The organism is Mesorhizobium sp. WSM4830 (assembly GCF_055811495.1).
This window is the reverse complement of the sequence record NZ_JBVVQI010000045.1, coordinates 13427-33890: the sequence shown is the minus strand read 5'-3', so window position 1 is coordinate 33890 and position 20464 is coordinate 13427. Positions and strand designations below refer to the sequence as shown.

Here is a 20464-nt window from a genome sequence, read left to right as displayed (position 1 = left end):
GAATTCCACGCCATCAAGTACGGAACCAAACTCAATCTGCAAAATGTGTGAATCCGATAGGTCACTATACGGGGAGAGGATGCCGGCAGGCAGGTGAGGGGCAGCGCCGACGCCTGGCAAGATGATGCAAATTCAAACCTGAAGCGTTGCCCTTCATGCCGCATCGATAGCACCTTGACCCGCCGCGCCCTGTCGGGCATCGAACCGCTGCAATTCGCCGCTCGGGCCCCCCCGAGTCGCGGCGAGAAAACGACGCGGAGAGAAGACTATGGCCGACGACATCACCGAGACCAGCCAGACTGTTGCCGCCGGCCAGTTGCGCGCCTTCATCGAACGCATCGAGCGGCTCGAGGAAGAGAAGAAGACGATTGCCGACGACATCAAGGAAGTGTTCGCAGAGGCCAAGGGCACCGGCTTCGACACCAAGGCGATGCGATCGATCATCCGGCTGCGCAAGAAGGACCAGGCCGAGCGGCAGGAAGAGGAATCCATTCTCGATCTGTACAAGGCCGCGCTCGGCATGGTGTAAGCCGGTAACAGCCTTGGGCGCCGGTTGCGGCGCCCCTCGACGGTTCGAATATGAGCGAATTCGATTTTGGCGCCCGCCGCGCCTCTGAATTCCGCCAACGCAGCTTCTGGACGCTGTTCGCGGAACGGCATCCGGATGAAAGGGCCCTGCTGGCGAGGCGCGGACCGTGGTTCTGGCAGCGTGGGCTGCCCGACTTCGCATTGGTCCTTTCAATGTATGTCGCGCCCGCGCAGAATCATGTCGGCGTCTTCTTCGGCCGCAACGAGAAATTCGGTGCCACGCAAGCCTGGTCGCGGTTGAAGCCGTTCCAGCCGGCCATCGAAGACAGGCTGAAGCTCAGGCCAGAACAAAGTTGCGACGGCCTCGGCATCAATTCGATGTGGCGGGTGAATTGTTTTGCCGAGGACAATTGGCCGGCGATGACCGACTGGCTGGTGACGGAAGCCTCACGTTTCGAGCGCGCGATTGCCGAAGTTCTGGGTCAGGAATAAAGCAGGGTTCCAGACGCAATCCTTATGAAAGGGTTGCTCTGGTGAGCAGGGCGAGGGAGCCGGTGGATCGATGACGATCATGTCGCGCGTTGCCGCTTTCTTCCGCTCACGCTGGCTGGGCGACGTGCCGCTCGATCGGCTGTTCTGGCGCGACCTGGTCATTGTCGGCACAGCGATCAATGTCGCGTCGTCGGTGGCGGCACTCATTCTGCTCGGGCTGAAACTGCCGCTTGCGCTGGTCCTGGCGGTGCATTTCGCGCCGGTACCCTACAATATCTTCCTGACCTTTGCCGTTTGGCGAACTGCCGGAAAATCGAGTGGCGCCAAGGCCACGCTGATGACGCTTGGCGCCACATTGTGGCTGATCCTGGTGGTCGTGGCCTGACGATCAGGCGGCCGGCTCGAATTTGAGCGCCACGCCGTTGATGCAATAGCGCAGACCGGTTGGCGGCGGGCCGTCGTCGAAGACGTGGCCGAGATGGCTGCCGCAGCGGGCGCAATGGCACTCGGTGCGGACCATGCCGTAGCTGCGGTCGACGGTGGTCTCGACCGAACCCGGAACCGGGTCGTTGAAGCTCGGCCAACCGGTGCCGCTTTCGAATTTCAGCTTGGATTCAAACAAGGGCTGGTCGCAGCCGACGCAGGAGAAGGTGCCGGCGCGCTTCTCGTGCAGCAGCGCGCAGCTTCCCGGCCGCTCGGTGCCGTGGTTGCGCATCACCGCATATTGCTCAGGCGTCAGCCGGGCGCGCCATTCGGCATCGGTGCGGGTAACGGGGTAGGTGTGGCTGTCCATTTTTTCCTCTTAGCTTACGTCGCTATTTGGGTTGCCTTCCCAACTTCGCCTGAAATAGGCATTTGTTACGGCGTTTGCCCGTATTTCCAACCCTGTTGCAAAGAATTCCTCAGGCGATGGCCGCGAGATAGCGCGCAACCGATGCTGAAAATGCCGCCTTTGCATCTCCGATGACGTTCTGGCTCCACCATGCGCCGTAGATATGGTCGAACGCGAAAGGCTCAAGCGCGGCCTTGATGCCGAGCACTTTCGTCGCGTTGAGCGGGATATAGTTCGGATAGCTGTACATGAAGCTGACATGACGGCGCGTCGGCGTCACCTGCAGGATGTCGCCGGCCAGGATGGCACTGCCGCCGTCGTGCCTCCAGTGCAGCACCTGGCCACCGGCAAAGTGGCCGCCGCAGCGGATGAGCGTAAGCGACGGGTTTATGGCGCGCGTCTCGCCCTCCCAGCTGATGATCGCCGGATGCGGCCGCATGATCCACTGACGATCATCGGCGTGCAGATAAATCGGCACGGCGCCAAACGCCTCGCTCCATTCGACCATTGCCGAATAATAGTGGCAGTGCGAAATGGCGATGGCGGCCAGGCCGCCCCGGCGGTTGATCTCCGCCACCGCCTCGTCGCTGACCATCGAGATGCAGTCCCACAGCACATTGCCGTGCGGCGTTTGCGCCAGCAACGCCCGCTGGCCGATGGCGAAGCGCGGCTCGATGCCGAAGGCGAGCACGCCGGCATCCTCCTTGATCACGACCCGATGCCCGGCGGCGAGCTCTTCCGGCGTGATCCAGGCCTGGCCCTCCCAGCGCACATATTGCCGCTCGTCCTCGCAGATCGGGCAATGTTGCGGCGGCGTCGCTGTCGCCGCGAACTGGACACCGCATTGCAGGCAAAGGAAACAGGTTGACCGTCCTGTTTTGCGTGCATCCATTCAGTGCTTCCTTGAAAGTTGCTTCGTCGCGGCTTCGAGGCCGGCGAGTGTCAGCGGAAACATGCGGCCGCCAAAGATATCGCGGATCATGGCAATCGAACGGGTAAAACCCCAGTTTTTCTCGGCTTCGGGGTTGAGCCATACCGCGTTTGGCCATTGCTGCAGCAACCGGCCGAGCCAGACGGCGCCGGCCTCCTTGTTCCAGTGCTCGACCGAGCCGCCGGGTTGGGCGATCTCATAGGGGCTCATCGAGGCGTCGCCGACGACGATCACCTTGTAGTCGGGGCCGTATTTATGGAGGAGATCGGACGTCGGAATCACCTCGGCATGGCGGCGGCGATTGTCCCTCCACACCCCTTCGTAGAGGCAGTTGTGGAAATAGAAATACTCGAGCTGGCGGAACTCGGCGCGGGCGGCCGAAAACAGCTCCTCGACACTCCTGATATGGTCGTCCATCGAGCCGCCGACATCGAAGAACATCAGCAGCTTCACGGCATTGCGACGCTCGGGTTGTGTCTTAACGTCAAGATAACCGTGCTCGGCGGTAGCGTGGATGGTGCCGGGCAGGTCGAATTCCTCTTCGGCGCCTTCGCGCACCCAGCGGCGCAACCGCTTCAGCGCGACCTTGATGTTGCGGGTGCCGAGTTCGACGGCATCGTCGAAATTCCTGAACTCGCGTTTGTCCCAGACTTTTACCGCGCGGCGGTTGCGGCTTTCGTGCTGGCCGATGCGCACGCCTTCGGGATTGTAGCCATAGGCACCGAAGGGCGAGGTGCCACCGGTGCCGATCCATTTCGAACCGCCCTGATGCCGGCCCTTTTGCTCCTCCAACCGCTTCTTCAGCGTCTCCATCAGCTTTTCGAAGCCGCCCAGCGCCTCGACCAGTTTCTTCTCCTCGTCGGTCAGGTGCTTTTCGGCGAGCCTCCGCAGCCATTCCTCCGGGATATTTGCGACATCGACCGGCTTTTCGCCGGCCAGCGCCTCGACACCTTTAAAGATGTGCGAAAAGACCTGGTCGAAGCGGTCGATGTGGCGCTCGTCCTTCACCAGCGCCGCGCGGGCGAGATAGTAAAAGCCCTCGACATCATAGTCGACCAGCCCGGCTTCCAACCCCTCCAGCAGCGACAGATATTCGCGGAGCGAGACCGGAACCCGCGCTGCCTTCAGTTCGAGGAAGAAGGGGATGAGCAATTGCTATCTGTGCCCCACGATCACGGCGGATTCACCCCCGGATCTGGCGATTTCGCCGGATCGCAGCAAATCCGCTACCGTACTTGGGTTGGGTATGGTTAGGTGCTTTGCAATACGTGCTTCGACCCATTCGCGTGTGGCGGACGTCGCGTCGGCGATTGCTTCCTCGGGGCTTGCGCCGCCTCCGTGGCAACCTGGGAGGTCGGGAACTCGCACCCCCCAGACATCGTCTGCGCCGTCGAGAATTCCGACATAATGCTTCATGCAGTTTGACCTCAAATCCATCCGGCCAGTCTAGCCATCACATCAAATCATATTCGATGAAGCCAGTGCGCCGCGCCACGTGGTCGTAGAGCTTGCGTGCGGTGGTGTTGGTCTCGTGGGTCATCCAGTAGACGTTCTTGACGCCGATCTTGCCGGCTTCCTGCTTGACCGCTTCGATCAGGGCGGCGCCGACGCCCTTGCCGCGCACATCGGGGTCGGCGAACAGGTCCTGCAGATAGCAATTGTTTATCTCCGACCAGCAGGAGCGATGGTAGAGATAGTGCGTCAGGCCGACGGCCTTGCCGTCGAGGGTGGCGATGAAACCTTTTGGCTCGAACTCGCCCGCCGTGAACAGCCGCTTCCAGGTGACGGCGTAAACCGCTTCCGGCAGCTTGGTTTCGTAGAAGGTGAGGTAGGCGGTCCACAGGCGCCGCCAGTCGGCATGGTCGGATTGCGCCAATGGGCGGACGGTGATCTCGGTCATTTCATTTCCCTCTGAACTCGGCCACCCGACGCTGCCTCCGTGCCTGGCCAAGGGCAACGGTCCAGCGACGGGAAAGCGCTGTCCGGCGGCTTTCGTCGGCTTCGACTGACCGGCCCTTCACCCTTGCCGTCTCGCCATGAAGGCCAGGCGCTCGAACAGATGCACGTCCTGTTCGTTCTTCAGCAACGCGCCATGCAGTTTCGGCAGCGCGTTTTTCGGGTCGGCGCGCAGGTCCTCGGGCGCGATGTCGTCGGCGACCAGCAGGCGGATCCAGTCGAGTGCCTCGGAGGTCGACGGCTTCTTCTTCAGGCCCGGCACGTCGCGGATTTCGTAGAATTGCGTGAGTGCGGCGCGCACCAGGTTCTGCTTGATGCCGGGATAGTGCACGTCGACGATCTTGTGCAGCGTCTCGACGTCGGGAAAGCGGATGTAGTGGAAAAAGCAGCGGCGCAGAAAGGCGTCCGGCAGCTCTTTCTCGTTATTGGAGGTGATGATGACGATGGGCCGGACGGTGGCATGGATGGTCTCGCCGGTCTCGTAGACGAAGAACTCCATCCTATCCAGTTCCTGCAACAGATCGTTGGGGAACTCGATATCGGCCTTGTCGATCTCGTCGATCAGAAGCACGACTTTCTTGCCGGCGGCAAAGGCATCCCATAATTTGCCGCGCTTGATGTAATTGCGAATGTCGTTGAAGCGCTCGTCGCCGAGCTGGCTGTCGCGCAGCCGCGAGACGGCATCATATTCATAGAGACCCTGCTGCGCCCGTGTGGTCGATTTGACATGCCATTCGATCAGATCCAGGCCGAGCGCTGCCGCCACCTGACGGGCAAGTTCGGTCTTGCCGGTGCCGGGCTCGCCCTTGACCAGCAATGGCCGCTCCAGCGCGATCGCCGCGTTGACTGCCACCATCAGATCCTTGTCGGCAACATAGGCTGCCGTGCCTTCGAAACGCATTTTTGCTCCCGGGTTCATCGCGCGACCCTAAGGACGCTGCCTTCGCTGTGCAAGGCGCCGCTGGCAAGGCGGGGGATCTTGCGGGCGCGGCCCTCGTCGAGGGGGGTCTGCGTCGATTTAAGCGCCGAAACATGTCGTCTCTCTGGCGCTTAGTCTGCCATCTGCCTATATTGGCGGGGACGGTCTGCGCTTCCCGGCAGGAGAACATTTTCCCCGGGGCCTTAATGATCCCTAGGGAGCTGTCCCTGGGAAGACCCGTGGGTTTTCTCATACGGCGCCCACCTACTTTGTAGGTTCCCGGGATCGCTCTCTCCACCGGTTGTGTGGATCGTCACCTATCGAAAAGGCCATCTGGTATCGAAAAGGCCATCTGGCGGATTCTTGTCGTCGCGCCGCTTTGTGCGGTTCGCGCCGCTCCTCCAAAACGTCGCTCGTAAAACTCCATCCAAATCTGACCTTTTCTATCGTCGGCGCATGACATCCCCAAAAGACCTGAAAAAAAGTCTCCGCAACCAAGCCCTCGGGCGCCGCGACGCGCTCGATCCTTTCTGGCGGGTGGAGGCAGCACTCGAAATGGCGGAGACGGCGCGCGACCGGTTAACGGTCGAGCCGGGCCAGATCGTCTCAGGCTTCTGGCCGATGCGCTCGGAAGTCGACGTCCGGCCGCTGATGTTCGCCTTGCGCGAAAAGGGGGCAAGGCTCTGCCTGCCGGCCATCCTCGACAAGACCACCATCGTTTTTCGCGAGCTGGTACGCGGCGCGCCGATGATCGACATGGGCTTCGGCACCGTCGGGCCGCATGAGGAAGCCGAGGTGCTCGATCCGCAGATTATGCTGGTGCCGCTTGCGGCCTTCGATGCGCGCGGCCACCGCATCGGGTACGGCGCCGGCTATTACGACCGGGCGATCGCGCGGCTGGCCGACAAGGGGCAGCAGCCGCGGCTGATCGGCATTGCCTTCGACTGCCAGGAGGTGGCACTGGTGCCGGACGAGCCGCATGACATGATCATTCCGGAAATACTCACCGAGAGCGGGTTGCGCCGGTTCGCGCCGAAATTGTAGATAAGTTCCTGGACGCATGATCTTTTCCGAAAGTCATGCAGCTTTTTGCTTCGCTGACCTTCGGTTCGGGATCACGCTTATATGAGACTTCTCTTCCTCGGCGACATGGTCGGCAAGACAGGACGTACGGCGGTGTGGGAACAACTGCCCGGCCTGATCTCGGATTTCAAACTCGACTTCGTCATCGTCAATGGCGAGAACGCCGCCGGCGGCTTCGGCATCACCGAGGAGATTTTTCGTGAGACGATCTCGGCCGGCGCCGATGTCGTCACCACTGGCAACCATGTCTGGGACCAGCGCGATGCGCTGATTTTCGCGCCGCGCGAAGAGCGCTTCCTGCGTCCGTCCAATTTCCCCAAGGGTACGCCGGGGCGCGGCTCAGGCGTCTACATCGCCAGGAACGGCGCGCGCGTGCTGGTCGCCAACATCATGGGCCGGGTGTTCATGCATCCCGAGCTCGACGATCCGTTCCAGGCCGGCGAGCGCGAACTTGCCGCTTGTCCGCTTGGTGAGCAGGCCGATGCGATCGTCATCGATTTTCATGCTGAGGCGACCTCGGAAAAAATGTGCTTCGCCCATTTCGTCGACGGCCGTGCCAGCCTTGTTGTCGGCACCCATACGCACCAGCCGACCGGCGATCACCAGATCCTCAATGGCGGCACCGGTTATATTTCCGATGCCGGCATGTGCGGCGATTACGATTCCTCGCTCGGCATGGACAAGGAGGAGCCGCTCAACCGGTTTTTGTCCAAAGTGCCGAAAGGCCGCTTCGAGGCATCGACCGGGCCGGCGACATTGTGCGGCGTCGGCGTCGACATTTCCGACCGTAGCGGCCTGACCGAACGGATCGCGCCGTTTCGCCGCGGCCCGCGGCTGGAGGAAACGGCTCCATCCTTCTGGTCGTGACATTGATATGGACGCTTACAATACCCAATTGCCGGCGAAACTGCTCTAGATCGTAGAGGGGACGACCTCCATGCAGCTAGTCGAATTCCTGGCGCCGCATTTCGCCTTTGTCTCCGACCCGACGGCATGGGTCGCGCTGCTGACGCTGATCGTGCTGGAGGTCGTGCTCGGCATCGACAATCTGATCTTCATCTCGATTTTGACCAACAAATTGCCGGTAGCGCAGCGAGCCCGCGCCCGGCGGCTCGGCATCTCCGCCGCGCTGGTGATGCGGCTGATCCTGCTGGCCACCATCTCGATCATCGTCCAGCTGACGACGCCGATATTCACCGCCTTCGGCCACGGCTTTTCATGGCGCGACCTGATCCTAATCGCCGGCGGCCTGTTCCTCGTCTGGAAGGCGACCAAGGAGATCCACCACACGGTCGATCTCGATGATCACCAGGACACGATGATGGGCGAGACACTGCAGCTGTCGCTGGCCGGCGCCATTTTCCAGATATTGCTGCTCGACCTCGTCTTCTCGATCGACTCGATCATCACCGCGGTCGGCATGACCGACGAGATCGCGATCATGTACATCGCGGTGATCGTGGCGGTGAGCGTGATGATGCTGGCGGCCGGGCCGCTGGCCGATTTCATCGCCAGGAATCCCAGCATCGTCATGCTGGCCCTCGGCTTCCTGCTGATGATCGGCATGACGCTGATCGCCGACGGCATGGGTTACCACGTGCCGAAAGGCTACATCTACGCCGCCATGGGTTTTTCGGCACTGGTCGAAGGGCTCAACATGCTGGCGCGGCGGCGGAAGAAGGCAAAGGGCGGTGGGCACTGATGTTTACATCACCTCGTCATCCTAGGGCCGAGCGACGCGAAGCGGAGCGCAGACCCTAGGATCCATGCCGCTACCCATACCGAAGAATGCAGCGTTGCAGAATTGAGTAGCGGCTAACGGTTAGTCGTCGGACTTCTGGGTGTTTCATCCTGATGCGCGGCGATACGTCGGCGTCGCGGCATGGATCCTAGGGTCTACGCGCGTCGCTTCGCTCCTTGCTCCGCCCTAGGATGACGAGTGTAGGCCCTTCGGATGGCGGTCGCCGATCAGGTTGAGCGTCAGGCCTTGCTTCAGCCACGCCTTGGCGCCGGCGAGCACCAGCGCAAAACCGCCGGTCGAATCGATCGCCTGCTTGACCTGCTCATCGGGGCTGCCGGCAAAGCCGAAATTGCGGACCTCGACAAAGGTCGTGCCGCCCGGCATTTCGGCGAAAGTCCACACGACCGTGGTCGGCGGATCGCTCCATTGCATGACGATCTTCTTGTTTTCGACGATCTCACTGACATTGACCGTCGTCGAGACGCCATACATGCGCCATTCCCAACGGATTTCCTCGCCGCTGTCCAACCTGTCGCTGCCATGGGTGAACCAGAACTTCGTCGTGATCGCCGGATCGACGAAGGCTTCGAATACGTCTGCGACCGGCCGCCTTATCAGCATGCCGGCTTCGGCGGTCGGTGTTTCACGGATTTCCATAGCGTCCTCCTTTTCACGGCACTGCGGCCTGTTCACCAGGCATCGGGTTCGCGCACGAGGTGAATGATGTTGGCCGGATTGGTAATCCAGCCGCCGCGGAAGCCGTCACCGAGTGCCTCGATGGCGTCGCAGCGCACGACGCCGGCCTTGGCGAGATGCTCCGCAGCGGCCGGAAAATCATCGGTGAACAGCTCCAGCCAGATCTCCGCCTGGCTAAGCATCGGTGCTTCGTCGATCCACAGCCGATTGGGACCGAGTTCGAAGCCGACGGCCGGCGCCTTGGCCGTGAATGGCTTCAGGCCGACGACGTCGCGATAGAAGGCGATCGTCGCCTCGTATTGATGCGGCGGGACTTTCATGGCGATGTTGACGCCGCCGGTGATCTTCGGGGTCATTTGCTGGCTCCATTGCCGTGTTCAGGTTCGATTGGCCGGTTCGGTCCAGAACCCGCTATGCCAAATTGATTTGCCAGGAGACTCCGAACCTGTCGTTGAGCCATGCAAACCGGCGGCTGAAACCATAATTGTCCAGCGGCATCAGAAATTTGCCGTCCTTGGCCAGGGCCTCGACAATGCCGTTCAGCTCTGCCTCCGTGGAGCAATCCACATACAGCGAGACCGACGGCGTGAACGTGAAGGCATGGTGCACGGGGCTGTTGTAGACCATCACTTCCAGACCGCTTATGGACACGCGCGCCAGCTTGACCGTTCCTTCCGGGCCGTCTTCGCCGGAGCCGTAACGTGTGACGTCAAGGACGCTGCTGTCGGGGATCGTCTCGCAATAGAAGGTCATTGCCTCTTCGGCCTTGCCCTCGAATATCAGAAATGGCGTCACTTGCTTCATCGCAGGCCTCCGTCATCTTGGTGGCTTTTCAGATGTTGTTCTCGTTGGCCGGCTCGCCCTTCATCTCGCTGCGGTAATAGCCGTCGCGCAGATTGATGCCGTATTCGACATAGGCCTTCATGCAGGCCAGCATCTGCGACCAGCCCTCGCAATTGAGGTAGGACTTCTTCAGGCCGACCGCGTCCTCGTGCCAGCCGGTTTCGGCGATGGTGACGAAGGTGCCGCCATCGTCGAGCGGTTCGAAATTCATCTCGATGCGGGTCTTGTAGGCTGGCTTGCCGTCGGCGTCGGTGGCATCCCAGCGCAGCACGATGCGGCTGTCTTTCTTCACCTCGTCAACCTCGACCGGGACCTTGCCCCACCAGACGACGCCGGCGCCCGCCACCAGCGGTGCGCTGGCGCCGCCGATGGTGGTGAAATAGCCGCTGAGCTTCTTCGGATTGACGACAGCATCGAAGACTTCGGCGACCGGTTTGCCGATGCGGCCCGAAACCCTGAATCCAAGAGACATATCCACAGCTCCTTTCTTGAACGGGTTAACGATATGTTATAGAAATATAACATGTCAAGCCAATCGCGAGACGACAATGTTTTCAAGGCGCTGGCGCATCCGCGCCGGCGTGCGTTGCTGGACCGGCTGAAGGATGCGCCGCAGACCACCGGCATGTTGTGCGATGCCTTCCCAGATATGGACCGCTGCACGGTCATGTTGCACCTGAAGGTGCTGGAGGAGGCCGACCTGGTGGTGGCACGGCGCGAGGGGCGCGAGCGCTGGAACCATCTCAACGCGCTGCCGATCAAGCACATCCACGATCGCTGGATCAGCCAATATGCCACGCACGCGGTCAGCATCCTCGACCGGCTGAAATCCGATCTTGAGGGATGAAAGGTTGCCGAAGCCTGCCGATTTTCGGGTCTTGAAACCCTTGCGTGCCGGCAGCAATGGCGCGGCTGGACGAATTGAGCCGATTTATCTATAAGCCGGCCATTCCGACAGAGAACGCCGTCCGTCCGTCAGGACGCAGCAGGACGTTCTGAAATTTTGAATTCGAGCATTTTGCAAGATGCCGGGTGGCTCACCAGGCGGCAGATGCTCTAGCCGAGAAGACGACAGGGGTGCCATGGCTGGCCATTCACAGTTCAAGAACATCATGCACCGCAAGGGCCGCCAGGATGCGGTGCGGTCGAAAATGTTTTCCAAGCTGGCGCGCGAAATCACCGTCGCCGCCAAGAGCGGCACGCCCGATCCATCGATGAATCCGCGCCTGCGCCTTGCGGTGCAGAACGCCAAGGCGGTGTCGATGCCGAAGGACAATATCCAGCGCGCCATCAACAAGGCGTCGATGGGCGATGCCGAGACCTACGAAGCCGTTCGCTACGAGGGTTACGGGCCGGGCGGCGTCGCGCTGATCGTCGAGGCGCTGACCGACAACCGCAACCGCTCGGCGTCGAATGTGCGCGCCGCCTTTACCAAGGCCGGCGGGGCGATGGGCGAGACCGGCTCGGTTTCGTTTATGTGGGACCGCGTCGGCGAGATCTACTATCCGGCATCGGCCGGCAGCGCCGAGAAGGTGATGGACGCAGCGATCGAGGCTGGCGCCGACGACGTCCAGTCGGACGAGGAAGGCCACACGATCTACTGCGCCTTCGAGAATCTCGGCGAAGTGTCGAAGGCGCTGGAAGGCGCGCTCGACGAGGCTGAATCGGTGAAGCCGATCTGGAAGCCGCAGACCAATATCGCGGTCGACGAGGAGCGGGCACAATCGCTGATGAAGCTGGTCGCGACGCTCGAGGACGACGACGACGTGCAGAGCGTCTACGCCAACTTCGAGGTCGACGAGGAGACCTTGGCGAAGCTCAGCGCGGCATGAGCGAACAGGCGCCCACCGTCCGCATCACCTATTGCACCCAGTGCCTGTGGCTGCTCAGGGCCGGCTGGATGGCGCAGGAGCTGTTGTCCACCTTCGGCACCGATCTCGGCGAAGTGACGCTGGTGCCCGGCACCGGCGGCATCTTCACCATTTCCTGCAATGACACGCTGGTCTGGGACCGCAAGCGTGACGGCGGTTTTCCCGACGCCGCAAAGCTCAAGCAGCTGGTTCGCGACGTCATCGATCCGGATCGCGATCTCGGCCATGCCGACCGCAAGGGCCATAAGCCAAAAGACCCTGCCTGAGGCCTTTTACACTTCCGTCCTGCATTCACCGCCATGCGAAGATGAAGCAGCCCAGCGCCACGATAGCGGTGATGGTGCGGACATGGTTCCACATCACCCAGTCCCTGAGATAGGTGGCCCATACCGCGGCGCCGTTGGCGCTTGCCGGATCCACGGCCGCCAGGGCGTTGTTGAGCGGCACGTTGAACATCATCGTCACGATCGGGTTGCCGATGAGGTAGATCAGGGCGCCGGCGAGGAGCCAGAATGCACCCGGTTGGCTCCAGCCGATAAGAGCGCCGGCGGCAAGGACAAGACAGACCAGCCCGGTGCCGAAAAGCGCGGTCATGAAAGCCGGCGTGATCACGGTGATGTTGATCGAATTCATGGCCGCGATGCCGCCTCCGGCAGGCAAGCGGGCGAGCGCCGGCATGACAAAGTTGGAGAAGGCGAAGAAAACGCCGCCGACAACGCCTGAGCCAATGGCAGCGACGAAGGTGAGGGTGGGAAGCAGTTTCATGATCATGTCAGTTCCTCCAGATGCCCGTGGCGGCGGTTTCGGTTGCGTAGGCGGAAAAGTCTTTTGGGGCGCGGCCGAGCACGCGCTGGACGCCGTCGGTCAGCGACTCGTTGCGGCCGTCGAGCACTTCGGTGAACAGCTCGTTAAGCAGCCAGGCGAACTCGGCCGGCAATCCGTGCTCGGCTATGGCGACGGTGAACTCGGCATGTGAAATCTGCTTGAAGGGAATGTCGCGGCTGGCGGCCCTGCCGATCTCGGCGACCGCGTCGGCGAAGCTCAGCAGCCGCGGCCCGGTCAGTTCATAGAGCTCTCCGACATGGCCTGGCTCGGTCAGCGCGACGAAGGCGGCTTCGGCTATGTCGTCGGCATCGACGAACGGCTCGCCGACATTGCTGACCGGCAAGGCCACCTCGCCTTCCAGCAAGGACTCGACGAGAAAACCTTCGCTGAAATTCTGCGAGAACCAGGCGCAGCGCAGGATCGTCCAGTCAGCGCCCGAGGTTTTCAGCATCTCTTCGGCGCGCTGGGCTTCGGTCTCGCCTCGGCCTGACAGCAGCACCAGCCGGGTGACACCGTTGGCCAAGGCGAGCCGGGCGAAGGCGTCGACGACTTCGGCGGCGCCCGGCACGGCAATGTCGGGGTAGTAGCTGATGTAGACGGCACTCACTCCTTGCAAGGCCGGGCCCCAGGTCGCCGGAATTTTCCAGTCGAAGCTTGGGCTGCCGGAGCGCGAACCGATCCGCACCGGCGTGCCATGCGCGGTCAGCCGCTCGGCAAGGCGGCGGCCGGTTTTTCCGGTGCCGCCGAGTATCAGAATTGGTTTCGATGTCGTGTCAGTCATTTCGGTTTCCTCCGTTTTCCAAATGTGAGTAATCCTCACATTTGCAAAACGTGATAAACCCTCGTATTTTGCGAGTCAAGCCAATTTGTTGATTGTTCGTCTGGAGACAGTGATGGAAGGCTCTGCCGTATCGGATTCACAGGACGGCCAGATCGCATCGCCGCGCCGGGCGCCGAGCCAGCAGCGCAGCCGCGAGCGGGTCGAGCGCATGTTGGCCGCCGCCTCGGCGCTGATCGCCGAGCAAGGTAGCGATGCGATGCGCATGGGCGGGGTTGCAGAGAGGGCCGGCGTGTCGATCGGCTCCCTCTACCAGTTCTTTCCGGACAAGAGGGCGATCATCTGGGCGCTGGCCGAACGCTACACCGCCGAAAGCCAGGCCTGCATTGCGGCAGCACTGGCCGAGGTCAATGACGCCGAAGGCCTGCGCCGGGCATTTTCGGAACTGGTGGATATCTACTACGGAATGTTCCTGGCGGAGCCGGTGATGCGCGATATCTGGTCGGGCACGCAGGCCGACAAGGCGTTGCGCGAACTTGAGCTCGCCGACAGCCGGGCCAATGCCGAATTCCTCACTGCCGTGCTGAAGCGGTTGCGGCCGTCCGCCGATCCGGAAGCACTGGAAACGACGGCATTTCTCATCTGGCAGATGGGCGAGGCCGCAATGCGGCTGGCGATCTCGGTCGGGCGGCAGGAAGGCGACCGGCTGGTTGCGGCGTACAAGCGGATGGCGCTCAGGGAGTTGCTCGACCAGTAGGGCCGCACCTAGGCAACAAAAAACCCGCCACGAGGGGCGGGTTTTCGATGTACGAAAGGCCTGCGGCTTAAAGGCCGAAACCTTCGAAGCGCTTCTTGAACTTCGACAGGCGGCCACCGCGGTCGAGCAGGGTCTGCTGGCCGCCGGTCCAGGCCGGGTGGGTGGTCGGGTCGATATCGAGGTTCATCGTATCGCCTTCCTTGCCCCACGTCGAACGGGTCATGTATTCGGTGCCGTCGGTCATGACGACCTTGATGGTGTGGTAGTCGGGATGGATGTCGGTCTTCATGGGTCTGTTCCTGGCTTGCCGGGTGCTGCCGACGGGCTGAAGCCTGCGTCGATGCGCCCCTTTTTAAAACTCGAAGCCGCAGCTATTGAGGAGCCACGGCTTCTAAAACGGTCGGCGAGCCTATACATCAGCCGGAATTGAATCACAAGGCCGCGGCGAGCGCATATTGATGGCGCAAACCTCAAAGGGCCAAAGGAAACGGTCATGGCGAACATCAGCGGCGATGCAGACGAGCGCAGGCGCTCGCTGAGGCCGCTGCAGCGCCTGTTTCCCTACATCACCCATTACCGCAAAATGGTCATCGGCGCGATCATCTCGCTAGCCGTCGCTGCGGCGACGACACTGGCGCTGCCGCTGGCCGTGCGGCGTATGATCGATCACGGCTTTTCCGCTTCCGATTCCAGCTTCATTGCCGAATATTTCGCCATGCTGGTGGTGATGGCCGCCGTGCTGGCGGCGGCGTCGGCCAGCCGCTACTATTTCGTCATCACGCTCGGCGAGCGCGTCGTTGCCGATATCCGCCGCGATGTCTTTGCTCACGTCACCACGCTGTCGCCCTCGTTCTTCGATACGGCCCAGTCGGGCGAGATCGTCTCGCGGCTCGCCGCCGACACGACACAGGTCAAATCCGCCGTCGGCGCTACCGCCTCGGTGGCGCTGCGCAACGTCATCCTCGGCCTTGGCGCCGTGGCGATGATGGTCGTCACCAGCCCAAAACTGTCCGGCCTGGTCATCGCGGCCATTCCGCTAATCGTGTTGCCGCTGGTCGCCTTCGGCCGCTCGGTGCGGCGCAAGTCACGGCTGGCGCAGGATACACTGGCCAATGCCACCGCCTATGCCAGCGAGCAGATCGGCGCGGTGCGCACCCTGCAGGCCTTCACCAACGAGAAGCTTGTAACCAGGTATTTTTCATCCGCCGTGGAGGCAGCGTTCGAAGCGGCGCGGGCCTCGATCTTTGCCCGCTCCTTTCTCACCTTCTTCGCCATCTTCATGATCTTTTCCTCGGTGGTGGCGGTGCTGTGGTTCGGTTCGCGCGACGTGCTCGACGGCACGCTGTCGCCAGGCACGCTTGGCCAATTCCTGCTCTATTCGGTGTTCGCCGCCGGCGCGCTCGGCGCCTTGTCGGAGGTCTGGGGTGAACTGTCCCAGGCAGCGGGCGCTGCCGAACGGCTGACCGAGATCCTGGCCGAGAAACCCGCGATCCAGGCGCCCGCCGATCCGAAGCCGCTGCCGGCAAAGGCGAGAGGCGCGATCAGCTTCGACGATGTCTCCTTCTCCTATCCGGCCCGGCCCGACCGTTCCGCCGTCCATGGCCTGAGCTTTCAGGTCAAACCCGGTGAGACGCTGGCGATCGTCGGGCCATCCGGCGCCGGCAAGAGTACGGTGTTTTCGCTGCTTCTGCGCTTCTACGATCCGGAGGCCGGCAGGATCGTCATCGACGGGATCGATCTGCGCGAGGCCGATCCGGCCGCGATCCGCGCGCGCATCGCCATCGTGCCGCAGGACGTCACCATCTTTGCGGCGAGCGCGCGTGACAATATCGGCTTTGGCCGGCCTGGCGCCAGCCAGGCCGAGATCGAGGCGGCGGCGAAGGACGCGCTTGCCGACGAGTTCATCCTGAAACTCGAAAAGGGCTATGACAGCCAGGTCGGTGAGCGCGGGGTGACGCTGTCGGGCGGCCAGCGCCAGCGCGTGGCGATCGCCCGCGCCATTTTGCGCGATGCGCCCATCCTGCTGCTCGACGAGGCGACCTCGGCGCTCGATGCCGAAAGCGAGACGCTGGTGCAGACGGCGCTGGACCGGCTGATGCAGGGCCGCACGACGATCGTCATCGCCCATCGGCTGGCAACCGTGCTGAAGGCCGATCGCATCCTGGTCATGGATGGCGGCCGCATCGTCGAGGAAGGCACGCATCAGAGCCTGGTCGCCAAGGGCGGCATCTATGCGCGGTTGGCCAAGCTGCAGTTCGATACCGGGGCGAATGCTTTCAAGGGCGCGGCCGAGTAGCATCGCTACCGAGTCGGAGCCTGTTCCATCCCGATCTCATCGGGGTCGGGTTTCATCTTCTTATTTGACCGTGATCTTTTCCGAAAACCGGCATCCGCTTTTCGGGATCGTGGTCTGCCCGCGGCCGCCGGGATTATTCAGCTACCGAAAGCTCGGCGTTTGCCGCGTCGATAGGCGATGAACAGGGGAACGCCGACAAGCAACGACAACAAAAGCATGCTGGCGACCGTCTGTCGCTGCTCCTTTGCCGGATCGCTGAGCTGCACATCGGCAGGCGGCTCTTCATAGGTAAAATCGTACTGCCAGCGAATTTGGTCTGCGACCTCATCGACGGTTTTCAGATAATCGGCAATCGCCTTCGCCGGCACTTCAGTTGCCAGCGTCTGAAAGTTCCATTCAACTTGAAATTCGGTGGGCGTGTTGGACCAGGACGCCTTGAGAGACAGATAGGGCGTCACGACGTTTTTCATCGACTCGCCGGAAAATCTCGCCTTGAGGTTGCGCACGGTCACCTTGTGGCGGCGGTAGAACTGGGGGCCGAGGGAGACGGGCCCGGTCCGGTCGACGATTGTCGGGGTTGGAAAAGAGCTGTTGCCGAGATCGGCCGCGCGGATCGGGAAATTTTTTGCCAGATCGTTGGCCGCCAGCGCCTCCGCCGGCAAGCGATAACTTTCCTTCACGCTCACTATGTTGCCGTCGCGGCGATCCACGATTTCCGGCTTGGCGATGGTTTGGATGCCCGGATATTGCTTGTTGTAATATTTCAGGTAAGCGTCCGACACCTCGCTCAGCGACCGGCTGGCGAAATTGCCGCGCATCCAATCGGCATCGGCGTCCTCATATGTCGAGAAGACGGTCAGCACGAGGGGATCGCCCGGTTTCGGCGGAAAGTCGAATTCCTCGGCGATCTGGATCGATGGGCTGGTGAGTACAGGGCTCGGCATCTTCTCCAACCCGCCGGTGCTGGAAAGCGGCAGCGCGAAGCCGTAGTCCGGCTGTGCGAGATTGTGCGCCCTGCCGCCCTGAAGATAGTTCGTGGCGTCCAGCCAATATGTCTTTGCTCCGATCCTTGCCTTGACGATGGCATGGTCGAAATCGCGAAGCGCCGGCAGATGCTGGTCCAGGGCCCTTCCCTCGTCGAGATCGGCCAAGGCGACCTCGGCAGCAATGCCAAGCCGCACAAGCGACGAAACCAGCAGCAGGGCCTTGTCCTTGCAGTCACCGAACCCGCTCAGGATAACCGTCGCGGGATCACGCGGAACGTAGGAACCGGCACCCATCGACAGGCTTACATAGCGGATCTGGTCCTGCACCAACCGCATTGCCTCGACCATCCGGTCTTCGGGCACCGGATGCCGCAGAGCGATGTCGTCGAGCTTTGCGGCAAAAGCCGAGGGAAAAACGGTCGCTGGCTTGTAATAGGGCGCAACAGCATCGACCACACTTTGCCAATTCGCGGTAGACGCGACATCGATGGAGCCCCAGCCTGGATAGGTCACGGGCAGGTTATCCTCGACATTGACCGGTTTCGGGTTTGGGATTTCCCATAGATAGGTGGTGTCCGGTCCAGTCGGGGAGATTGAGGGCTTAAGACGGGTTCCCCTTGTCTTGATCTCGAGCGGCTGGGCCGAAGGCCAAATGATGCTTGTGCGGATAAGCGCTACCGGCTCTTCCCATTCGGTGGAGAAATTCTTGAAGAAAAGATCCTTGCCGACCAGCGGCGTTACTTCGTAGGTCGACCCGTAATCGACGATGTCGCCGGCGCGCACGTCATCGATGTTGACATGTGCTGTCAGCCAGCCGTCGAAGACGCCTTTCTCGGCGTCTCTTTCCCTGCGGAAGATGTCGAATTGGACGCCTTCCAGCCGGTCCAGAACGCCACCATCGCGGATGATGTGAAGATGGTTGAGCGTGACCTTGTGCCGGGACGGATCGAACTGCAGATCGATGCTCGCGCCACGATCCAGGCCGGGACGGTCGACGATCTTATAGACCGTGCGTGAGTACTCGATGTAGCCGCCGGCACGATGCTTGATCTGGTCGTCCGAGAGCAGCCATGAAACGCCATTCTTGATTTGATCCGATCGGGTGGGATCGGCAGCCGGAATATCAAGCTGCTTTACCCAGCTTTCTGCCGGACCCTTGAGAACCATGTCGTCGGACATGGCCGGAGAACTCAGGCCGATCAATAAGATGAAAAATACCAAGCGGGGCCAAAAAGACTTCATCCTATGAAAACTGTAACAGATAGACATCTACGCTCGCCCAACTTGCAAGAACTCCTTTTTCAGAGGCTTTCTCACCAAAGTAAAGGCCAGGTTCGCGGATTTCTGCGGTCACCGCGGCAAGAACCGGGAATAGATGAAGCGCCTCAGTTCCCGTACCGCTTCTTCAGATGGTCGGTGAAATGCACGGCATTGAGCTTTTCGCCGGTGGCGCGTTCGAGCAGTTCCGGCGTCGACCAGCGCGAGCCTTGCGACCAGATCCTTTTGCGGCGCCAGTCGTTGATCGCGGCGAAATCTCCCTTGGCGAGGTCTTCGTCGGCTGAAGGATGATCTCTGGTCAGCGCCGCCCATTGCTGCGCCGCCATCATGGCGCCGAGCGTGTAGGAGGGGAAATAGCCGAAGGCGGCACCCGGCCAGTGGACGTCCTGCATCGGACCATCAGCCGGACTGTCTGATGTCGACAGGCCGAGATAATCGCGCATCTTGGCATCCCAGGCCTCGGGCAGGTCGGCTGCTTCCAGCCGCCCCGAGACAAGCTCCTGCTCCAGCTCGTAGCGCAGGATGACATGCAGCGGATAGGTGACCTCGTCGGCATCGACGCGGATCAGGCCGCGCTCGACCCGGTGCACATGCGACAGGATGTCGTCGATCGTCCAGCTCTCACCGAGGTGCCTTTCGACCACTGGCAGCGCCCAGCGCCAGAATTCTGGATTGCGGCCGATCTGCTTTTCGACGAACAGGCTCTGGCTTTCATGCACCGCCATGCCGCGCGCTCTGCCGAGCGGCCAGTGCGCCCACGCCTTCGGCAAGTTCTGCTCGTACAGCGCATGGCCGGTCTCGTGCAGCACGCCCATCAGCGCCGACAGGAAATCCGAGGTCTTGTAGCGGGTGGTGATGCGCACGTCGCTCGGCACGCCGCCGCAGAACGGATGGTGCGAAACCGACAGCGAGCCGTGGGTGAGGTCGAAGCCGACTGCCGCCATCATGGCGAGGCCAAGCTCGCGCTGCTTGTCCAGGGGGTAGCTGCCGGAAAGCGGCTTCAGCGGATGTTTCGCCAGCCGCTCTCCCTGCACGGCCAGTGCCTCCGGCACGAAGCCTTTCAGGAAGGTCTTCAACTCGGCAAACACAGGCGTGATGTCGGCGGCGCGATTGCCCGGGTCATATTGCTCCATCAGCGCGTCGTAAGGCTCGAGCCCGAGCACCTCGGCGCGAAGTGCCGCCTCCTCGCGGACCAGCTCCACGACGCCTTCGAGCGCCGGCAGGAAGCCGGCCCAGTCGTTCTTGGCGCGCAGGTCGCGCCAGAGCTGCTCGGAGCGCATGCGCGCGGTCGTCTGGCGCTCGACGAACTCGACCGGCAGGCAGGTCAGGTTGGTGTATTGCCGGCGGAATTCCCTGACCGCGGCCTGCTGCTCTTCGTTCAGCGTCTCCTGCTCGGCCGCCGCGATCCAGTCGGCAATCTCCGGCGCAGTCGCCCGGGCATGGTGCATGCCGGCAAGCGCCGACATTGCCTCCGCGCGCTTCTCGCCGCCGCCGACCGCCATATGGGTCGCCTCGTCGGCGCCGAGGATGGCGAGGGCGTGCTCCAGCGCTTCGAGCTTGTGGCCGAGGTCGTCGAGTTTTTGAAAGGACATTGTGGGTTCCGCTGATTTGACGGCGGGAAAAGATACCAATGCAAAACTGTTGGCAACCCC

26 protein-coding genes and 1 other RNA gene are annotated in these 20464 nt (G+C 61.9%); 12 read left to right on the top strand and 15 right to left on the bottom strand.

Going from position 1 to position 20464, the window contains the following annotated elements; genetic code table 11:
* Positions 1-268: 268 nt before the first annotated feature.
* From AC0L2Y_RS31920 to AC0L2Y_RS31910, 3 genes are all read left to right on the top strand, one after another.
* On the top strand, positions 269-529 hold the full coding sequence (locus AC0L2Y_RS31920; RefSeq protein WP_023719653.1) for a DUF2312 domain-containing protein: 261 nt from the start codon (positions 269-271) through the stop codon (positions 527-529).
* A gap of 50 nt (positions 530-579) precedes the next feature.
* The gene (locus AC0L2Y_RS31915; protein WP_023719652.1) at positions 580-1020 is read left to right on the top strand and encodes a hypothetical protein; all 441 of its coding nucleotides are present in this window, start codon (positions 580-582) and stop codon (positions 1018-1020) included.
* A 70-nt stretch (positions 1021-1090) separates the two neighbouring features.
* Positions 1091-1405, top strand: a complete 315-nt coding sequence (locus tag AC0L2Y_RS31910) for a hypothetical protein (protein WP_352489223.1) — start codon at positions 1091-1093, stop codon at positions 1403-1405.
* Positions 1406-1408: 3 nt separating this feature from the next.
* Here the strand turns inward: AC0L2Y_RS31910 and msrB are convergent, their stop codons facing one another.
* The 6 genes from msrB to AC0L2Y_RS31880 all read right to left on the bottom strand — a co-directional run bounded on the left by msrB (position 1409) and on the right by AC0L2Y_RS31880 (position 5640).
* Entirely contained in the window at positions 1409-1813 is a 405-nt protein-coding gene (msrB, locus tag AC0L2Y_RS31905) for a peptide-methionine (R)-S-oxide reductase MsrB (RefSeq protein WP_352489224.1), read from the bottom strand.
* A gap of 109 nt (positions 1814-1922) precedes the next feature.
* Entirely contained in the window at positions 1923-2744 is an 822-nt protein-coding gene (locus AC0L2Y_RS31900) for an MBL fold metallo-hydrolase (protein ID WP_473561931.1), read from the bottom strand.
* Entirely contained in the window at positions 2745-3935 is a 1191-nt protein-coding gene (locus AC0L2Y_RS31895) for a vWA domain-containing protein (RefSeq protein WP_473561928.1), read from the bottom strand.
* Between the two features lie 3 nt (positions 3936-3938).
* On the bottom strand, positions 3939-4199 hold the full coding sequence (locus tag AC0L2Y_RS31890; protein WP_473561926.1) for a type II toxin-antitoxin system HicB family antitoxin: 261 nt from the start codon (positions 4197-4199) through the stop codon (positions 3939-3941).
* Positions 4200-4236: 37 nt separating this feature from the next.
* On the bottom strand, positions 4237-4683 hold the full coding sequence (locus AC0L2Y_RS31885) for a GNAT family N-acetyltransferase (RefSeq protein WP_473561925.1): 447 nt from the start codon (positions 4681-4683) through the stop codon (positions 4237-4239).
* A 117-nt stretch (positions 4684-4800) separates the two neighbouring features.
* Positions 4801-5640, bottom strand: a complete 840-nt coding sequence (locus tag AC0L2Y_RS31880; RefSeq protein ID WP_473561923.1) for an AAA family ATPase — start codon at positions 5638-5640, stop codon at positions 4801-4803.
* A gap of 178 nt (positions 5641-5818) precedes the next feature.
* On the opposite strand from AC0L2Y_RS31880, the gene ssrS reads away from it, so the two are divergent.
* The 4 genes from ssrS (at position 5819) to AC0L2Y_RS31860 (ending at position 8443) form a co-directional block, all read left to right on the top strand.
* Positions 5819-5974, top strand: a non-coding RNA gene (gene ssrS / locus AC0L2Y_RS31875) — 6S RNA.
* A gap of 140 nt (positions 5975-6114) precedes the next feature.
* Complete coding sequence (locus AC0L2Y_RS31870; protein ID WP_473561921.1) at positions 6115-6702, top strand: 5-formyltetrahydrofolate cyclo-ligase; 588 nt, start codon at positions 6115-6117, stop codon at positions 6700-6702.
* 81 nt (positions 6703-6783) lie between these two features.
* Positions 6784-7608 carry a TIGR00282 family metallophosphoesterase gene (locus AC0L2Y_RS31865; protein ID WP_023678036.1) on the top strand — a complete coding sequence of 275 codons (825 nt, stop codon included), beginning with the start codon at positions 6784-6786 and terminating at the stop codon, positions 7606-7608.
* A 70-nt stretch (positions 7609-7678) separates the two neighbouring features.
* The gene (locus AC0L2Y_RS31860) at positions 7679-8443 is read left to right on the top strand and encodes a TerC family protein (protein WP_023678035.1); all 765 of its coding nucleotides are present in this window, start codon (positions 7679-7681) and stop codon (positions 8441-8443) included.
* Positions 8444-8668: 225 nt separating this feature from the next.
* On the opposite strand, the gene AC0L2Y_RS31855 is transcribed toward AC0L2Y_RS31860, so the two are convergent.
* The 4 genes from AC0L2Y_RS31855 to AC0L2Y_RS31840 are packed head-to-tail and all read right to left on the bottom strand — an operon-like array spanning position 8669 to position 10493.
* On the bottom strand, positions 8669-9139 hold the full coding sequence (locus AC0L2Y_RS31855; protein ID WP_473561919.1) for an SRPBCC family protein: 471 nt from the start codon (positions 9137-9139) through the stop codon (positions 8669-8671).
* Between the two features lie 32 nt (positions 9140-9171).
* Positions 9172-9534 carry a VOC family protein gene (locus AC0L2Y_RS31850; RefSeq protein ID WP_473561917.1) on the bottom strand — a complete coding sequence of 121 codons (363 nt, stop codon included), beginning with the start codon at positions 9532-9534 and terminating at the stop codon, positions 9172-9174.
* 55 nt (positions 9535-9589) lie between these two features.
* Positions 9590-9982, bottom strand: a complete 393-nt coding sequence (locus AC0L2Y_RS31845; protein WP_473561916.1) for a VOC family protein — start codon at positions 9980-9982, stop codon at positions 9590-9592.
* A 28-nt stretch (positions 9983-10010) separates the two neighbouring features.
* A complete protein-coding gene (locus tag AC0L2Y_RS31840) occupies positions 10011-10493 on the bottom strand; it encodes an SRPBCC domain-containing protein (RefSeq protein WP_473561914.1) in 483 nt (160 codons plus the stop codon).
* A 51-nt stretch (positions 10494-10544) separates the two neighbouring features.
* On the opposite strand from AC0L2Y_RS31840, the gene AC0L2Y_RS31835 reads away from it, so the two are divergent.
* From AC0L2Y_RS31835 to AC0L2Y_RS31825, 3 genes are all read left to right on the top strand, one after another.
* Complete coding sequence (locus AC0L2Y_RS31835) at positions 10545-10868, top strand: ArsR/SmtB family transcription factor (protein ID WP_473561912.1); 324 nt, start codon at positions 10545-10547, stop codon at positions 10866-10868.
* 235 nt (positions 10869-11103) lie between these two features.
* The gene (locus AC0L2Y_RS31830; protein WP_473561910.1) at positions 11104-11853 is read left to right on the top strand and encodes a YebC/PmpR family DNA-binding transcriptional regulator; all 750 of its coding nucleotides are present in this window, start codon (positions 11104-11106) and stop codon (positions 11851-11853) included.
* On the top strand, positions 11850-12158 hold the full coding sequence (locus AC0L2Y_RS31825; protein WP_352703906.1) for an Rdx family protein: 309 nt from the start codon (positions 11850-11852) through the stop codon (positions 12156-12158). The genes AC0L2Y_RS31830 and AC0L2Y_RS31825 overlap by 4 nt, the downstream gene beginning before the upstream one ends.
* 25 nt (positions 12159-12183) lie before the next feature.
* On the opposite strand, the gene AC0L2Y_RS31820 is transcribed toward AC0L2Y_RS31825, so the two are convergent.
* Together AC0L2Y_RS31820 and AC0L2Y_RS31815 are read right to left on the bottom strand one after the other, a co-directional pair.
* Positions 12184-12663, bottom strand: a complete 480-nt coding sequence (locus AC0L2Y_RS31820) for an anthrone oxygenase family protein (protein WP_473561908.1) — start codon at positions 12661-12663, stop codon at positions 12184-12186.
* Between the two features lies 1 nt (position 12664).
* On the bottom strand, positions 12665-13498 hold the full coding sequence (locus tag AC0L2Y_RS31815) for an NAD(P)H-binding protein (RefSeq protein WP_473561907.1): 834 nt from the start codon (positions 13496-13498) through the stop codon (positions 12665-12667).
* A gap of 112 nt (positions 13499-13610) precedes the next feature.
* On the opposite strand from AC0L2Y_RS31815, the gene AC0L2Y_RS31810 reads away from it, so the two are divergent.
* Positions 13611-14252, top strand: coding sequence for a TetR/AcrR family transcriptional regulator (locus tag AC0L2Y_RS31810; RefSeq protein ID WP_473561905.1), 642 nt, complete (start codon positions 13611-13613; stop codon positions 14250-14252).
* Positions 14253-14319: 67 nt separating this feature from the next.
* Here AC0L2Y_RS31810 and rpmE read toward each other — a convergent pair whose 3' ends face one another.
* The gene (gene rpmE / locus AC0L2Y_RS31805) at positions 14320-14541 is read right to left on the bottom strand and encodes a 50S ribosomal protein L31 (RefSeq protein ID WP_006327661.1); all 222 of its coding nucleotides are present in this window, start codon (positions 14539-14541) and stop codon (positions 14320-14322) included.
* A 204-nt stretch (positions 14542-14745) separates the two neighbouring features.
* Between rpmE and AC0L2Y_RS31800 the strand changes: the two genes are divergently transcribed.
* Positions 14746-16548 (top strand): ABC transporter transmembrane domain-containing protein, encoded by a 1803-nt coding sequence (locus AC0L2Y_RS31800; RefSeq protein WP_473561903.1) that lies wholly within the window; start codon positions 14746-14748, stop codon positions 16546-16548.
* 137 nt (positions 16549-16685) lie between these two features.
* Here the strand turns inward: AC0L2Y_RS31800 and AC0L2Y_RS31795 are convergent, their stop codons facing one another.
* Both AC0L2Y_RS31795 and AC0L2Y_RS31790 read right to left on the bottom strand, forming a co-directional pair.
* Positions 16686-18713 (bottom strand): DUF3857 domain-containing protein, encoded by a 2028-nt coding sequence (locus AC0L2Y_RS31795; protein WP_473561902.1) that lies wholly within the window; start codon positions 18711-18713, stop codon positions 16686-16688.
* Positions 18714-18919: 206 nt separating this feature from the next.
* Positions 18920-20404 (bottom strand): carboxypeptidase M32, encoded by a 1485-nt coding sequence (locus AC0L2Y_RS31790; protein ID WP_473561900.1) that lies wholly within the window; start codon positions 20402-20404, stop codon positions 18920-18922.
* Positions 20405-20464: the final 60 nt, after the last annotated feature.

Bases quoted from the DNA above. Each gene is read 5' to 3' on its own strand.
- AC0L2Y_RS31825 (WP_352703906.1), top strand. From the start codon at position 11,850: ATGAGCGAACAGGCGCCCACCGTCCGCATCACCTATTGCACCCAGTGC.
- msrB (WP_352489224.1), bottom strand. From the start codon at position 1,813: ATGGACAGCCACACCTACCCCGTTACCCGCACCGATGCCGAATGGCGC.
- AC0L2Y_RS31880 (WP_473561923.1), bottom strand. From the start codon at position 5,640: ATGCGTTTCGAAGGCACGGCAGCCTATGTTGCCGACAAGGATCTGATG.
- rpmE (WP_006327661.1), bottom strand. From the start codon at position 14,541: ATGAAGACCGACATCCATCCCGACTACCACACCATCAAGGTCGTCATG.
- AC0L2Y_RS31855 (WP_473561919.1), bottom strand. From the start codon at position 9,139: ATGGAAATCCGTGAAACACCGACCGCCGAAGCCGGCATGCTGATAAGG.
- AC0L2Y_RS31885 (WP_473561925.1), bottom strand. From the start codon at position 4,683: ATGACCGAGATCACCGTCCGCCCATTGGCGCAATCCGACCATGCCGAC.
- AC0L2Y_RS31800 (WP_473561903.1), top strand. From the start codon at position 14,746: ATGGCGAACATCAGCGGCGATGCAGACGAGCGCAGGCGCTCGCTGAGG.
- AC0L2Y_RS31890 (WP_473561926.1), bottom strand. From the start codon at position 4,199: ATGAAGCATTATGTCGGAATTCTCGACGGCGCAGACGATGTCTGGGGG.
- AC0L2Y_RS31830 (WP_473561910.1), top strand. From the start codon at position 11,104: ATGGCTGGCCATTCACAGTTCAAGAACATCATGCACCGCAAGGGCCGC.
- AC0L2Y_RS31845 (WP_473561916.1), bottom strand. From the start codon at position 9,982: ATGAAGCAAGTGACGCCATTTCTGATATTCGAGGGCAAGGCCGAAGAG.
- AC0L2Y_RS31835 (WP_473561912.1), top strand. From the start codon at position 10,545: ATGTCAAGCCAATCGCGAGACGACAATGTTTTCAAGGCGCTGGCGCAT.
- AC0L2Y_RS31870 (WP_473561921.1), top strand. From the start codon at position 6,115: ATGACATCCCCAAAAGACCTGAAAAAAAGTCTCCGCAACCAAGCCCTC.
- AC0L2Y_RS31900 (WP_473561931.1), bottom strand. From the start codon at position 2,744: ATGGATGCACGCAAAACAGGACGGTCAACCTGTTTCCTTTGCCTGCAA.
- AC0L2Y_RS31815 (WP_473561907.1), bottom strand. From the start codon at position 13,498: ATGACTGACACGACATCGAAACCAATTCTGATACTCGGCGGCACCGGA.
- AC0L2Y_RS31820 (WP_473561908.1), bottom strand. From the start codon at position 12,663: ATGATCATGAAACTGCTTCCCACCCTCACCTTCGTCGCTGCCATTGGC.
- AC0L2Y_RS31865 (WP_023678036.1), top strand. From the start codon at position 6,784: ATGAGACTTCTCTTCCTCGGCGACATGGTCGGCAAGACAGGACGTACG.
- AC0L2Y_RS31840 (WP_473561914.1), bottom strand. From the start codon at position 10,493: ATGTCTCTTGGATTCAGGGTTTCGGGCCGCATCGGCAAACCGGTCGCC.
- AC0L2Y_RS31915 (WP_023719652.1), top strand. From the start codon at position 580: ATGAGCGAATTCGATTTTGGCGCCCGCCGCGCCTCTGAATTCCGCCAA.
- AC0L2Y_RS31850 (WP_473561917.1), bottom strand. From the start codon at position 9,534: ATGACCCCGAAGATCACCGGCGGCGTCAACATCGCCATGAAAGTCCCG.
- AC0L2Y_RS31790 (WP_473561900.1), bottom strand. From the start codon at position 20,404: ATGTCCTTTCAAAAACTCGACGACCTCGGCCACAAGCTCGAAGCGCTG.
- AC0L2Y_RS31910 (WP_352489223.1), top strand. From the start codon at position 1,091: ATGACGATCATGTCGCGCGTTGCCGCTTTCTTCCGCTCACGCTGGCTG.
- AC0L2Y_RS31810 (WP_473561905.1), top strand. From the start codon at position 13,611: ATGGAAGGCTCTGCCGTATCGGATTCACAGGACGGCCAGATCGCATCG.
- AC0L2Y_RS31795 (WP_473561902.1), bottom strand. From the start codon at position 18,713: ATGTCCGACGACATGGTTCTCAAGGGTCCGGCAGAAAGCTGGGTAAAG.
- AC0L2Y_RS31860 (WP_023678035.1), top strand. From the start codon at position 7,679: ATGCAGCTAGTCGAATTCCTGGCGCCGCATTTCGCCTTTGTCTCCGAC.
- AC0L2Y_RS31920 (WP_023719653.1), top strand. From the start codon at position 269: ATGGCCGACGACATCACCGAGACCAGCCAGACTGTTGCCGCCGGCCAG.